Below are 14,831 nucleotides of genomic sequence, written 5' to 3' on the forward strand. Positions count from 1 at the left end.
AGAACGAACTTTAAGAGGTTTGATTAACTTTTTCAGCTATAATTATTGACAATGGAGACATGTAAAACTGGTTGTTCAAAAGCCTGTAAGAGCTTCATGCGTATAAATTTTAAGTTAATGGAGAATAGGGAACTCGAATCCCTGACCTCTGCGGTGCGATCGCAGCGCTCTACCAGCTGAGCTAATTCCCCTTATTTTCAGATTTAGGATATCCTAATTTTTGTATTCACCATTTTTAATTATATCATTACTCTGCCTTTGCTTTTAACTCTTTTTGGGAAAATACTTCTTGCACTCTGTCAAGTTCCAAATCTGTCAGATAATCCACAGTCCAGTTACAGCAACGCTGAAGCATGTGGAAAGGGTAGGTATTCGCTACACCTACTACCTGCATTTGCGCAGTTTTTGCGGCTTGGATACCTGCGGGGGTATCTTCAATTGCGAGACATTCTTGTGGTTGCAGATTTAAGTCAGGATATTTTTGATTCAAGCGTTCCACTGCTAACAGATAACCATCGGGTTTTGGTTTACTGGTAGTGATATCATCACCAGCAACTATGACTGAAAAATGTTCGGCTAGATTAGCGCGTTCGAGTACTAAATCTATTTCTTTGCGAATTGCACCACTAACCAACCCTATTTTTAGGTTGCGCGAACGTACCTGAAATATCAAGTCGTCTAAGCCTGAATACAAAGGCAATTTTTCTAATTTCTCTAGTTCGAGGATATAACTCTGCGCTTTGCGGTTGAGTAATTGAGTTAAATATTCTTCACTGACGACTCTACCACGATTATCTAACAATTCTTGAAAACAAGCGCGATCGCTTCTTCCTAAAGAAAATTGACGTTCATTATCCCGTTGCGGTTGGAGATTTTCTGCAATCAATATCTCATCGATCAATTTTAGGTGGATACGCTCATCATTAATGATGACACCATTAAAATCAAATAAAACTGCCTTTAAACTCATGCTTTTATGCCAAAAACAGGGGAACCTAAATCCTCCAAATCACCGTTATCTGTTGATTTTGATTCGTACTGACGAACTTGTTTGTGAATAGTTACATCTTCTTTAGACAATGGTTTAACGCCACTCGTTATTTGATGTATCCACCAAACATCCTGGGTTGGTAAGGTTGCAAATCCTGCTTGCTCCATACTTTCATCCAGATTGAAAGCAGCATACTCACGAAGATATGGTTCTTCGATCGCATCATTGAGCCATTCTAGCTGACGCAGGGCCTTTTGATTAATATCTAAAATTAATACTTGTCCTCCTGCAACTAGTAACCGAAAACATTCTTGCACAATTGTTTGGGATACAGTCGTAGGGATTTCCCGAAATAGTAAACTAGCTGTGACTAAATCAAAAGCAGCATTAGGGAAAGCTGTTTTTTCTGCATTACCATGTCGCCAAATAATGTCTAAACCTGCACTGGTGGCTTTAATATCTGCTTTGACTAACATATAAGCAGATAAATCTAAGCCGATCACCTCCGCTTGCGGGAAAGCTTGTTTTAACATCAAGGTAGTAGAACCGGTACCGCAACCCAAGTCAAGTATGCGTCTCGGTTTAACTTTAATTGCATCAATCAAAGCTTGACGTACCAGATTTTCGTTAGGTGGCAGCAGATATTGAATAATTGGATCGTAGGAAACTACTACCTTGGGATTGAGATAACCGCCCTCAATACCGCGAAATTTATGGTTACTGTAGTAAGTAGGGATTATGACATCAGCACGTTGAAAGCCATTGCTTTGTTTGTCCCAGTCTATACTTAGGGCATAACGTTCTAACCCTGCTTCATCAATCAAAAACCGGACTACAGGGGATAAAAAACGTTCCCAGAATAGATTTTGCGGAATCGCCATAGGATTAGGCTATTACTACCACAGTGATATTATTTACAAATTTTAATATATTTCTCAGATATTTGCTTTGACCGCAGTCACTCATGGCTGATCTAGCCTAGCTTTTATCCGAGAGTTGACATATATAAATTACAAATACTACAATAATGTTACATGCAATTCAAGCTGCAAAAAACTGTAACCGCTTTCTTAAGTTTGGTCAAGCCAAGTAACAGTGTCTAAAAATGTAAATTTATACAATTGCTCGTGACTAATAAATCTAATTTTATTTTACATTTCCAACTACACACAAAAAACTGAAAATAGAGAAAAAATTATGCCCTACGAAAAATTAGAAATTACTACACCAACACCAGTATTATCTTGGGCGAATCACCCTTTAGGGACAGAAGAAACCAAGATGGCGAAGAATGTAGCATCATTACCATTTGTATTTAAACATGTAGCATTAATGCCAGATGTGCATTTAGGTAAAGGTGCTTTAGTTGGTTCTGTATTAGCAACAAAAGAAGCCATTATTCCTGCTGCTGTGGGTGTGGATATTGGTTGCGGTATGGCTGCTATTAAAATGCCGTTTACTGGTGAAAAACTAGAAGGCAAACTCAAGAAAATTCGTCTAGATCTTGAAGCAGCAATTCCTACTGGATTTAACGAAAATAAAGAAATTGAAAAATCTGTCACTAATTGGCAACATTGGAGTGATTTTAAAGACTTGCATCGCGGTGTACAAAACCTAGAAACTAAAGCGATGAAACAAATGGGTTCTCTTGGCGGAGGTAATCACTTTATTGAAGTTTGTCTCGATACAGAGAACTACGTTTGGTTAATGCTACATTCTGGTTCGCGTAACATCGGCAATAATTTAGCCCAATGCCATATTAATACAGCTAAAGAATTAGCGAAGATGGCAGATAATAAATTACCCGATCCAGATTTAGCGCATTTTGTAGCTGGTACACCAGAATTTGCAGCCTACTGGAACGATTTACAATGGGCACAGGAATATGCACGTTTCAATCGTGATGTGATGATGGCGCGATTTAAGCGCATTATCGAAAAACATCTTGCAGGTGGTAAAGCAACCAAACCCTTATTAGAAGTAAATTGTCATCACAATTACGCCGAAAAAGAAGTACATTTTGGCGAAGATGTGTATGTTACTCGTAAAGGTGCAGTGCGCGCACAAACTGAAGATTATGGCATAATTCCCGGTTCAATGGGAGCAAAATCTTTCATTGTTAAAGGTAAAGGTAATGCTCATAGTTTCTGTTCTTGTTCCCACGGTGCAGGGCGTTTATTATCGAGAAATAAAGCCAAGAATGTCTATACTCTTGATGATTTGATTGAACAAACCAAAGGTGTAGAATGCCGTAAAGATGAAGGTGTATTAGATGAAATTCCCGGTGCTTATAAACCAATAGAACAAGTCATGGCAAATCAAGCTGATTTGATTGAAGTTGTAGCCACACTCAAACAAGTCTTGTGTGTGAAGGGATAAATTACGTAAGGTGGGCAGTGCTCACCTTACGTATTATTTATTTTTTTGTTATTTTTAATTTATAGCTATTTATGGTACCCCGTGTTAGAGCGCCAGAATTTCCAAAAAATTATCCTTGGTTTAATACAGATAAACCATTATCCATTAAACAACTTAAAGGCAGAGTTATCGTCTTAGACTTTTGGACATATTGTTGTATTAACTGTTTACATATACTCCCGGATTTGAAATATTTAGAACAAAAATATCAAGATAACTTGATAGTTATTGGTGTCCACTCTGCTAAATTTGCTAATGAAAAAGAAACAGAAAATATACGCCAAGCAATCTTGCGCTATGACATCGAACATCCAGTTATAGTAGATAGTGATTTTCGCATTTGGCAAGAATATGCTGTACGTGCTTGGCCGACTTTAATGATTATCGATCCTGAAGGTTATGTAATTGGCTATGTTTCTGGAGAAGGAAATCGGAATGCTGTAGACGAACTCATTGCTAAGCTAATTCAAGAACATCAAGAAAAAGGTACAATTAACTTTCAAGAAATTAGCCTTAATTTAGAAAAACAATGTCAACAATTAATTACACCCCTGGCTTTTCCTGGTAAAGTTTTAGCAACATCAGCAGGATTATTTATCGCTGATTCTGGACATCATCGTTTAGTAATGAGTGACTTCGATGGGGAAATTCTCCATGTAATTGGTACAGGAAAATCTGGTTTAATTGATGGTGCTTTTAATGAAGCACAGTTTTTTGCACCGCAAGGAATGGCGTTTGATGTAGAACAGCAAATTCTCTATGTTGCTGATACAGAAAATCATGCTTTAAGGCGAGTTAATTTACAAAGTCAAGTTGTAGAAACGATTGCGGGAACTGGCGAACAAAGTCGTAATCTTCGTCCTCATGGTGGCGCTGCTTTGGAAACAGCTTTAAATTCTCCTTGGGATTTGGTGAAGGTAGGAAATACTCTATTTATTGCAATGGCGGGAACTCATCAAATTTGGGAAATGAATTTAGCCACAGGAGTAATTAAAACTTATGCTGGTATGGGTGCAGAATCTTGTGTTGATGCTTCCTTGAATGAATCTGCTTTTGCTCAACCTAGCGGTATTAGTAGTAATAGCGAAGAGTTATTTATTGCTGACAGTGAAGTTAGTTCAATTCGCGGTGTGGGAATTGTGGAACCGCGTTTAGTAAGAACTGTGTGCGGTAGTGGCGATTTATTTGGCTTTGGTGATATTGATGGACAAGGTGAAAATGTGCGGTTACAGCATTGTTTGGGGGTAGAATATTCGCAGAATTATTTATGGGTAGCTGATAGTTACAATCATAAGATTAAATTAGTGAGTCCTAGCACGGGTAATTGTCAAACAATTTTGGGCGATGGTGCTATGGGTTTGCAGGATGGTGTGGGGAAAAATACGCGATTTTTTGAACCTTCAGGATTGAGTATTTTGGGGTCGAATTTATATATTGCTGATACTAATAATCATGTGATTCGCCGTGTAGATTTGAATAAGTTTGAGGTGACAACGTTGAAGTTTAAGGGTTTGTGTGCGCCGGATGTTTGTGTTCCGGTTAATTTTTAGGTTGATTTCTCACACATTCGACGTTCGCGGTAGCGTTGCTTAGCAAAGAGTAGACGCAAAGGCGCAACGCACCGATACCTCATCAATAATTCAAGGTGCGTTAGCCTAGTCTGTGGGAAGGCTAAAAGCGAACGAAATCCTAATATAATGAGGAAATTACGCAACCAAGAACTTAAACTCTATTGAAGAGTCGATAGTATTGCGATCGCTAAAATCATCAAACCCACACCAAAAACTGACAACAGTTCTTGAGCTTCAGTACATCGTGGATAAATGACTATTTAGGAAGATGTCACCAGGTTAAGTTGTCATCTAGCGTGAAAAAGTCGGATAAATTAACCAAGACTTTCCATGATTCAACCTCAAGCTATTTCTATCCCTGAACCACAAATTCCCAATCCTGTCCCCAATCCCTTACCCAGTCCCGAACCTACACCGGGGCCAACCATTCCTCAACCTATACCCGAACCAGCACCGGAACCCGTACCTTCTCCCATTCCCCAAACGGTTCCCGCACCAATTCCCCAAACTGTTCCCGGAACAATACCCCAAACAATTCCCGAACCTGTTTAAATTATCTTGGTAATGTAAGCCAACATCTAAAAATCTAAAATGCTACGAGCCGGAATTGTCGGACTTCCCAACGTCGGAAAATCTACTTTATTCAATGCTTTGGTTGCTAACGCCAAAGCTGAAGCTGCTAACTTCCCATTTTGCACCATTGAACCGAATGTCGGCGTTGTCGCAGTACCGGATGAGCGTTTAAATGTTCTCTCGAATATATCCGGTTCAGCACAAATCATCCCAGCGCGGGTTGAGTTTGTGGATATTGCTGGTTTGGTTAAAGGTGCGAGTGAGGGTGAGGGATTAGGAAATAAATTTCTGTCCCACATCCGGGAAGTTGATGCAATTGTCCATGTGGTGCGGTGTTTTGAAAATGATGATATTATTCACGTTGCTGGTTCTGTTGACCCAGCACGAGATATTGAAATCATTAATTTAGAACTTGGTTTAGCAGATTTAGGACAAATTGAACGCCGGATTGACCGTACCCGTAAACTAGCCAGGACTAGTAAAGATGCACAATTTGAAGTCACTGTTCTTGAAAAATTATCTGCGGCTTTAAATGAAGGTAAATCAGTTAGACAGGTAAGTTTAACAGCAGAAGAAGCCGAGATAATTAAAGGATTAGGACTGCTAACAAGTAAACCTATTATTTACGCTGCGAATGTTTCTGAGGATGACTTAGCAACGGGTAATGATTTTGTTGAGAAGGTGCGAGGAATTGCATCCCAAGAAAATGCGCAAGTTGTCATAGTTTCCGCCCAAGTAGAAGCGGAACTTGTAGAATTAGCAGAAGAAGATAAAGCTGATTTTCTAGCATCCTTGGGCGTGGAAGAAGGCGGTTTAAAATCTTTGATTCGTGCTACTTACACTTTGTTAGGTTTGCGGACTTATTTCACCAGCGGGCCGCAAGAAACTCGCGCTTGGACAATTCACGCGGGAATGTCTGCACCCCAAGCAGCAGGTGTAATTCACTCAGATTTTGAACGGGGATTTATTCGCGCGGAAACTGTGGCTTATGAAGATTTAGTCACATGTGGTTCGATGAATGCTGCGAAGGAAAAAGGCTTAGTCAGAAGTGAAGGGAAAGAATATGTTGTCAAAGAAGGCGATGTGATGTTATTCCGGTTTAACGTGTAGGGTTTGTCGCTAAGCGCCGCACCCATAATAAGCTAATCTGCTTTTAAGTTGCACAATCCATTGTGAGGGCTGTTGATGGTTGACGGTTGACGGTTGACGGTTGATTGTCCTTATTTGTAGTTATGCAATTTAGATGCGTATTAGCTTACATCCTATGGATTAAGTTAAGGGCGGGGGAAACCCCGCCCCTACAATTTGAAATGTTGTGTTCAGAAAATCGCTTTAAGCCCAAGTATCACGCCACTTCACAGTACCTTCTTTCGCAATTACCCAACGCCGGGGTACGCTATTTTCGCGCAGGGGCGATCGCCCTTCGCGCCACATGGCATATTTATAACTAATTAACTTACCTGCACTCTCGTCAAAAGGAATTTCGGCAAACCAGGTATTTGTGTTAATATACTCCAAAGGGTAGGCTTTGCTAATATCCCAGTTACCTAACTCTGGACAGTCTCCAGTAACGACTATGGTTTCACCTAGTTGAGTTTGGACGCCGTTTAATTGTACGCGCACAATTGTCTGTCCTTTAATTCTTTCGCCAACGTGACTGAAAACAATTACTCCCCGTTCTGCAAGTACGAGGTTGTGAATTTTGCCGTCTTTGACTTCATACTTGTTACGAGTGACTACACAGGTATGTTCTCCATCTGGTAGTTCGGTTTCTACTTCTGCTAGAGTTACTTCTCCCCCCCGATTCAAGGCGACAAAACATAAAGAATCACGATAGCGGCGCACGTAGCAATAAACATCTGCTGTTAAATATTTTTGCCAATGACTACCCATTGATACTGCTGGGTTTAATCGCCGCAAACCAGATAATAATCTCACGTAACGATAAATTTCTGTATCGGTGTCCCAATTTTCCATCATTGGGCGATTGTATGGATCGTTACCACCATCAGTATCGTTGTGTAGATATTGTTCTGTGCCGTAATAGAGGCAAGGAATACCGCGACAAGTCATAATTAAAGCGATCGCTACTTTTAACATCGCTGGATCGGGATTCAGCGATTGAAAACGAGCCATATCGTGGTTATCGATAAAGGTAATTAACTCTGTCGCGCCGTTGTAGCGATGGTCTTGGTCAAAGATATATTGAATTGTCTGGAAGCCATTTTCTGAACCTTGGGCTAATGCGACTCTAATCGCCACACACAACCCAAAGTCTAAAATTGTCATTCCCGAATTGTTGGCAAATTCTACAGAGGGATCGTCATTAGGACTGCTATAAATCCATTCACCGAAAATAAATACATCTGGCTTATGATTCAACATATCACCAGTAAACTCTTGCCAAAACCAAATTGGCATATGCTTGACAGTATCTACTCGCAGTGCATCTACGCCCCTGTCTAGCCATTGTTTAATTGCCGATTTGATATACTCACGATATTCGCTATTATTTTCATTAAAGGTCGCTAAACCAGCTAATTCACAATTTTGGACTTGCCACTCATCTTCCCAATTTTGGACTTCACCGTAGTGATGATACCAATGATTAACATCATTATGGAAGTCGGCAATTTTTACCCCATCATCATATAATTCACCTTTGCTACCACTAGTATCTGGGGTGCTATGGTTGCAAACAATATCTAAGATTAGTTTCATATTCCGCTTGTGTATTTCTGCAATCAAGCGGTCAAAAGTTGTATCTTTGCTGTCTTGAGTGGCGTTTAAAGAAGGGTTTTCTCCCTGAGCAATAAACCGGGGATTGATGCGCTTAAAGTCTTTTGTCCAATAACCATGAATCGCCGCATTACCGACAAATAATTCTTCTACTTGCTCAAACAAAGGAGTTAGCCAAATAGCTGTCACTCCCATATTTTTTAAATAGTCTAATTTATCAATTACGCCCTGTAAATCGCCACCCCAGTACTTACCCCAATCTTTCCCTGTGGGATCGTACAGTTCTGAATTGATACCTTCGCTATTATCTGGATCGCCATCATGAAAGCGATCCACCACAATAAAGTAAATAGTTTCCTGACGAAATTCAATATCTCTGGTGTAGAGAAACTCTAAATTAATATCTGTCTCTGATGGAGGCGAGGAGATAATGTTTTCTACTTCTTGATTAGGTTCTGTTACTTGATATTGTTCTGAGGATAATTGAGATGGAGGAGTCTGTACCATAAAAATATTCCAAGTCCTTGATAATACAAGTTTGCAATCCCAGAAATAAAAGTTTTGCACCAAGTTGTTGACTGCAAACATGGGTATTATCTAATTATTTTTTTTATGGGGTCATCTATCTTCAGTTAGTGTCAGTCTCAGTCTAGAGAAAGATTACGATTGGTCAGTTATCATACCGTTTCTGGATGAAGATGCATTGAATTAGCCCACTTAGGTGGACTATTCCTGAGGGCGGTATAGCGCAACTTCATATGCAATTGCTATCAGTTGTTAGTGGTTAAAAAAGTAAACGATTTCCTTTTTTGCGGCGTTTGATTTCTGCTTGAATGGCATCAACTACTGTTTCAATGACCTTGACTCTGGCATAATATTTATCATTGGCAGCTACGACTGTCCAAGGCGCATTTGGGGTAGTAGTGCGTTGAATCATTTGATTAACTGCGACTTCGTAATAAGGCCATTTTTCCCGATTTCGCCAATCTTCATCGGTGAGTTTATACTGTTTAAAAGGATCGTTTTGCCGTTCAGTAAAACGTTTGAGTTGTTCTTCGGCGCTAATGTGCAGCCAAAATTTCACTAAAACGTAACCAGCAGTAGTTAATTGTGCTTCAAATTCATTAATTTCTTGATAAGCCCTGCGCCATTCTACTTCTGCTGCAAAGCCTTCCACACGTTCCACTAATACCCGTCCGTACCAAGAACGGTCAAAAATACCAATTGTTCCTGTGGTGGGTAATCTGCGCCAAAATCGCCATAAATAATGATGGGCTTTTTCTTCATCTGAAGGCGCAGCAAAGGGAAATACAAAGTAACTCCGGGGATCGAGAATATCTGTTAATCGTTTAATCGCCCCACCTTTTCCTGCTGCATCCCAACCTTCAAATAAAACTAACACGGGTATTTGATGTTTGTGGATGCTTAATTGTAGCTGACGTAGCTGGATTTGTTCGTTTGCTAATTGCTCATCATAATCTACTTCTGAGAGACTTTGGTTTAAATCAATTTGTGCTAAGTAGTCTGGTTCTGTGGGTTCTAAATGGGTTTGTGCTGGTAGGATGGGGATAGGCAGTTGAATTTGTTGTCGATCTAAAGCAGCAGTTAAGGTTGCAGCTAAATGGGTTAATACTTTCACCCTAGCCCAGCGTTGTGAATCACCTTCAACTAAAGTCCAAGGGGCGCTACCAGTACTAGTTTGGGCTAGCATATCTTCAGCATAAGCCGTATAGCGATCGTAATGTTTTTCTTGTTGCCAATCTTCTTTGCGTACCCGCCAAGCTGTTAGGGGATCTTTTGCATATTCTTTTAAACGACTTTTCAATTCTTTACGGCTTAAATGTAACCAAAATTTAGCGATCGCAACTCCATCATCTACCAACTGGCGCTCAAAAGAGTTAATTTGTCCCATTAATAGGGGGATTTGGGCGCTGGATACCCGCTCAAATAAACGGTCTTCTAAAACATGGGTATACCAGCTGTGGTAAAAAATACTAATTGCACCTGTGGCGGGTAATTTTCCCCAAAATCTCCAAAGAAAAGGATATTGGCGTTCCTCTGGTGTCGCCGCCCAAATGGGATGTACCTTAAATCCACGGGGGTCAATGTAAGATACCATTTGCTTGACTAAACCACCTTTCCCTGAAGCCGCCCAACCTTCTAAAACGACAATTACAGGTAATTTCTTTTCCCAACAGGCGGTTTGCAGTGTCCGCAGTTGATGCATTAACCGATCAATCTCAGATTTGTAGCTTGCTTTGTCTAAAGTTAAGTTTAAATCTAATGTATCTAGCATATAAGGTGTCAAATATGATCTTCGCTGAAGTCTAGATAATATGCCGAAAACGCTGGCACAGGCACGGAACAGCTCATGAAATATAAACTTATTTACACATATTTAGGAATTGGGCTGTTATCTCGTGACAGTATAAATAGCAGCTGTCTTTCTCCCAAAAATGGAAAAATTTAAACTTTCCCAAATATTACAAACTGCGAAAAAAGCCAAATATTGACAATAAAAACGGTAGAAACACATGAGCCAAACACCAATGAATCTCAAGTTTCCCCAAGGGCGCACAGCTTTTTTACTTATCCACGGGATTGGTCAACAAAATCCTTATGAAACATTAGACTATTTTGCTCAGAATTTACTCAATTATTTCCACCAAGAGCATTTAGAAACTGATTTAGAACACCATATTGCTAGGCGCGAATTAGCTAATGGTAGTCGGTGGACAGAAAGCTTTGTCAGATTAACTCCCAAGGATTCTACACAACCAGGAATCATAGATGTTCATGAATATTATTGGGCACCTGATACCGAAGATAAAATTTCTGTGCCGGAAATATTACAATGGGCAGAGCAGACGCTTGACGGTACAATTGAGTTTTATAACCGCCCAGAAAATCAGGATTTATTAGATAGTCTGCTGCAAAATCAACATCGCCAAGGCTTGTTTAAATTTCGCTTGCGATCGCTCACCATTGTCCTGCGCATATTTAACTTTATTTACCCCATATTACGACTATTAATTTTACTAGCTTTATTAGTTGCCGGCCCTTTTCTTAAAGGTCGTTATCTCCAATCAGCCTGGAAACTAAGTAAAAAGCTGATCACTCCATTATTAATTAATTTTGTCGGTGATGTGGCTATCTACACCAAAACCGATCCCAAATCACCTTACCAAAAAATTCGCCAACAGGTGATTACAGAATGCTTAACATTACTTCAACAAATTATCAAAGACCCAAATGCAAATTACGACCAAGTAATTATCTTGGGACATTCGCTAGGTAGCTGTATCGCCTACGATACATTAAACCTGCTTTGTATTGAATCCAGCCTGTCTGGGGATTTGGGTAAAAGTATGGATATTGATAAGCTCAAAGGTTTAGTTACCTTTGGTTCTCCCCTAGATAAAATTGCTTTTTTCTTCCGCAACGTTGCTCAAGAACAGCAGTATATTCGCCGGCGGATTATGGAACACCTCAATTCTTTCCGTGTCAAGCCAGAATTGGTAAAAAAAAGTGATTATTTAGGTAAAAATCCAGTGATTTGCCAACTTGAGCATATTACCTGGGTGAATTATTATCACTTAGAAGACCCCATCAGCGGTAACCTAGATTACTACGAAAATCTGATCAATGAAGAAATGACATATCCAAGTAGTTGGGGAAGTTCGGGACATTTAGGTTACTGGACTGATATGAAGTTTTATGAAAGCATTGCTAAATATTTTCTTGATTAGTCAGTTGTCAGTTGTCAGTAGGGGCGGGTTTATTTGGATCGTTGTTAATCAGTGAGGATATCTGTAAACCCGCCCATACAGTTGTTCTTGGTGAGGGCTTTAACTCTTTGTTGGGAAATAATAACTCTTAACTATTGCCAAATGACCAATTCACGAATCTTTTGCGGCACAGATTCGCTACATTGCTAAACTGAGACTTGCACGATTCTCAATCAGCAGAGGTTGGGCTATGCTCAACCAGCGATTTTTTAGGAGGTAGCAAGAATGAGCAAGTACGATCGCATTTTTGATTCAAAACAGACTACGGAAGAATTTTTAAGTCCAGAGGAAGGAGTAGCGGCGATTGCAGTGATTAGTGCGATCGCAGATTCTTCTATAGAAGAAGTTGATGCAGAAGCTTTAGCCGTTGTGCTTTGGGACTTTGAGGTATTTGAGGAATACTCAGAAGAAGAAATCACAGAGATAGTTTATCGATTGATAGAAATTGCTCAAGCCGATGGACTCGGTGCTTTATTTAACAGCGCTAGTGCCGCTTTGAGCGATGATGTAGTCTTAGATGCTTATGCAGCAGGTGCGATCGTCCTTTTAGACGAAGATTTGGTCATTACTAACGATAAAAAGCCTTATCTGAAAGATTTACAAAAAGCTTTAGACTTAGAAGATGAAGAAGCAGAAGAAATTGTTCAAGAAATAATTGCTGCTATTGAAGAAGCAGAAAATGGCAACTTTGGAGATGATGAAGTAGAAATCACCTTAGTAGACGACTATGGCGACCAAGTATATGCATCGCCTCTAGGAAATTTTAGCGTACCAATTCCTGTCAACGCAGAGCAAGGCGGTAAAATTCAAAGTCAAGAAGGAGTGGTTGGCTTTTCTGATGATTTTGGTACTTTAGTGAGAATCGATTATTATCCCATTCCCCCCGAACATGAAGAAGAAATAGAATCCCTCGGACAAGAAGAATATCTGCAATCAATTTTAGTCGATAGGTATGTACCTCAGGCCATTATTGCCAACGTACCCAATGCCGAAGTGAAGTATGGCGAATATTTAGAAAATACCCTAGCCGGAGCTTACTATGTAATGGTTGATATGCCCCAGGGATCAACAATTTCCAAACAAGAATATAATGGCAATGCTAAAAGATTAGATGCATACCGAGGGTTACTGACCTTTATTAATACTGACTATTTATATATAGTTAGTAATCAACGCAGCTTTTTTAATGGCGAAACGCCCGCGACATTGGAACAAGAAGCTGAAATCCTGAAAAACAAGATTTTAGATTTTGTGAAAAGCATACAGTTCAATTAGGGAATACCAAAAAATCAATTTTCCCGGCTTCTAGGGGCGAGGTAACCTCGCCCTGACTATTTACTATGCGAATGCTCAACCTTGACCCTTTGACTACGACCCTTCGACTACGCTCAAGGTCGAAAATCAAAAAACTTATTTATTATCTTTACGTCATACGGAAGAGTATGTTTATTGACGCTGTGGTGTATCGGTACCTTGAGAAGCATAATGTTTTTCAGTCCACTTCCATGACAGCCTACAGGCTTAAAACCTTGCTCAGGAGGGGTTTTAAGAATTTTGAAAAAATATTGGAAAATTTTTGAAAAAATTCCGTAATAGCAAACTGAGCTATTGTAGTTACCGATACCAAGACAAAAGTTACAGGACAAAAGTCACATGTTTTTAGCTAGATGTCATGAGTTGTTCAAATTTACAAAAGTAAACAAATCTTGTGGCTGAGATTTACATCACCCGATAGGGTGAGGCTACAGGGTGAAGCAGGAAAAAGCTAAAAGACGGTAATTTAGGATTGCGATCGCAAAATATATAAAAATTTTCAGTTTTTAGGCTTTTTTTTCCTGGACAATAGAAATCAAACCTTTGGCCGAGCCTAGCTGCATAAATACTTAGTTAAGTTTAAGTCAGGTGTTGAGAGAGTAGTTAGTTTTGTAAGAGGAGAAGTCGGGTGCTTAACAAACTTTATCAGTTCTGTTCCTCTCGTCAAGTGGCAATTCCAGCTGTAGCTTTAGTAATTACCTTTGGCGTGTTTGGTGAACAAATTAAATCAGTACTAAGTCATCCCATCACAATTGATTCTCAAAATGTTTCGGGAAATTATCTCTTATCACAGCTAAGAGAAGTTAAAGAACAGAGAAATCAAAATTGGAAAAATGATAATTTGCAGCAACCATCTTCTCAAGGTTCAGCAAAGGATTTAAAAGCAGCACCCGAAACCACAGCGATGGTGACGAGAAATCAAAAATCCGCCACAGTCAGAAATTTACCAGTAAATAATTTGCCCGTAGAAGATGGAGTTTATCTCTATGGTCAGTCAGAAAAACCAAACCAAATTGGGCAAGGGTATATTATATTTGAAAAGCGCCGAGCTACAGTAAAAGGTGCATTGTACATGCCTAGTTCTGAATTTAGTTGTTTTCAAGGCACAATTGACCGCTCAGGAGAATTAGCAATGACTGTTAATACTTCCCCTGATGAAACTAGCTTCAATCCAGTTGCAACAACTAATACAATACCAAGCATTAGCGATGACGCTTTCAGTCCCTATCCTTATTCTGTAGCATTGCAAGATTATCATCAACTCAAGTCTATTAGCGACAATGACAGACAAATTTTGCAAATGTGCAATCAAATTTCTCCAAGAGAATAAGACAAATTAGCCAGACTTTTAACCATAAAAAAGGAGTTATAAAAACATAACTCCTTTTTTATTTTGGAAAAACTTGTAGTAATGGATCTATGTTTCTGCTGGGGTGA

At 39.5% G+C, this 14,831-nt stretch carries 11 protein-coding genes and 1 tRNA gene; 7 read left to right on the top strand and 5 right to left on the bottom strand.

What is annotated here, in order from left to right:
• Positions 1–118: 118 nt before the first annotated feature.
• The 3 genes from H6G41_RS00685 to H6G41_RS00695 form a co-directional block, all read right to left on the bottom strand.
• Positions 119–191: transfer RNA gene (locus H6G41_RS00685), tRNA-Ala, on the bottom strand.
• Positions 192–247: 56 nt separating this feature from the next.
• Entirely contained in the window at positions 248–970 is a 723-nt protein-coding gene (locus H6G41_RS00690; RefSeq protein WP_190742677.1) for an HAD family phosphatase, read from the bottom strand.
• On the bottom strand, positions 967–1,872 hold the full coding sequence (locus tag H6G41_RS00695) for a class I SAM-dependent methyltransferase (protein WP_190742679.1): 906 nt from the start codon (positions 1,870–1,872) through the stop codon (positions 967–969). Before H6G41_RS00695 ends, H6G41_RS00690 begins: the two co-directional genes overlap by 4 nt.
• Positions 1,873–2,188: 316 nt before the next feature.
• Here H6G41_RS00695 and H6G41_RS00700 point away from each other — a divergent pair, with 316 nt between their 5' ends.
• From H6G41_RS00700 to ychF, 4 genes are all read left to right on the top strand, one after another.
• Positions 2,189–3,370 (top strand): RtcB family protein, encoded by a 1,182-nt coding sequence (locus H6G41_RS00700; protein ID WP_190742681.1) that lies wholly within the window; start codon positions 2,189–2,191, stop codon positions 3,368–3,370.
• 71 nt (positions 3,371–3,441) lie between these two features.
• Positions 3,442–4,959 (top strand): thioredoxin-like domain-containing protein, encoded by a 1,518-nt coding sequence (locus H6G41_RS00705; protein ID WP_190742682.1) that lies wholly within the window; start codon positions 3,442–3,444, stop codon positions 4,957–4,959.
• Positions 4,960–5,310: 351 nt separating this feature from the next.
• The gene (locus H6G41_RS00710) at positions 5,311–5,532 is read left to right on the top strand and encodes a hypothetical protein (protein ID WP_190742683.1); all 222 of its coding nucleotides are present in this window, start codon (positions 5,311–5,313) and stop codon (positions 5,530–5,532) included.
• A gap of 39 nt (positions 5,533–5,571) precedes the next feature.
• Positions 5,572–6,663 carry a redox-regulated ATPase YchF gene (gene ychF / locus H6G41_RS00715; protein WP_190742684.1) on the top strand — a complete coding sequence of 364 codons (1,092 nt, stop codon included), beginning with the start codon at positions 5,572–5,574 and terminating at the stop codon, positions 6,661–6,663.
• A 222-nt stretch (positions 6,664–6,885) separates the two neighbouring features.
• Here ychF and H6G41_RS00720 read toward each other — a convergent pair whose 3' ends face one another.
• Together H6G41_RS00720 and pap are read right to left on the bottom strand one after the other, a co-directional pair.
• Entirely contained in the window at positions 6,886–8,799 is a 1,914-nt protein-coding gene (locus H6G41_RS00720; RefSeq protein WP_190742685.1) for an alpha-amylase family glycosyl hydrolase, read from the bottom strand.
• A gap of 277 nt (positions 8,800–9,076) precedes the next feature.
• On the bottom strand, positions 9,077–10,588 hold the full coding sequence (gene pap / locus H6G41_RS00725) for a polyphosphate:AMP phosphotransferase (protein ID WP_190742686.1): 1,512 nt from the start codon (positions 10,586–10,588) through the stop codon (positions 9,077–9,079).
• A 238-nt stretch (positions 10,589–10,826) separates the two neighbouring features.
• Between pap and H6G41_RS00730 the strand changes: the two genes are divergently transcribed.
• The 3 genes from H6G41_RS00730 to H6G41_RS00740 all read left to right on the top strand — a co-directional run bounded on the left by H6G41_RS00730 (position 10,827) and on the right by H6G41_RS00740 (position 14,724).
• A complete protein-coding gene (locus H6G41_RS00730; RefSeq protein ID WP_190742688.1) occupies positions 10,827–12,041 on the top strand; it encodes a hypothetical protein in 1,215 nt (404 codons plus the stop codon).
• A 264-nt stretch (positions 12,042–12,305) separates the two neighbouring features.
• Entirely contained in the window at positions 12,306–13,355 is a 1,050-nt protein-coding gene (locus H6G41_RS00735) for a hypothetical protein (RefSeq protein ID WP_190742690.1), read from the top strand.
• Between the two features lie 667 nt (positions 13,356–14,022).
• Positions 14,023–14,724 (top strand): hypothetical protein, encoded by a 702-nt coding sequence (locus H6G41_RS00740; protein ID WP_190742692.1) that lies wholly within the window; start codon positions 14,023–14,025, stop codon positions 14,722–14,724.
• The last annotated feature ends 107 nt before the right edge of the window (positions 14,725–14,831 follow it).

Source organism: Tolypothrix sp. FACHB-123 (assembly GCF_014697075.1).
Taxonomy (GTDB): domain Bacteria; phylum Cyanobacteriota; class Cyanobacteriia; order Cyanobacteriales; family Nostocaceae; genus Aulosira.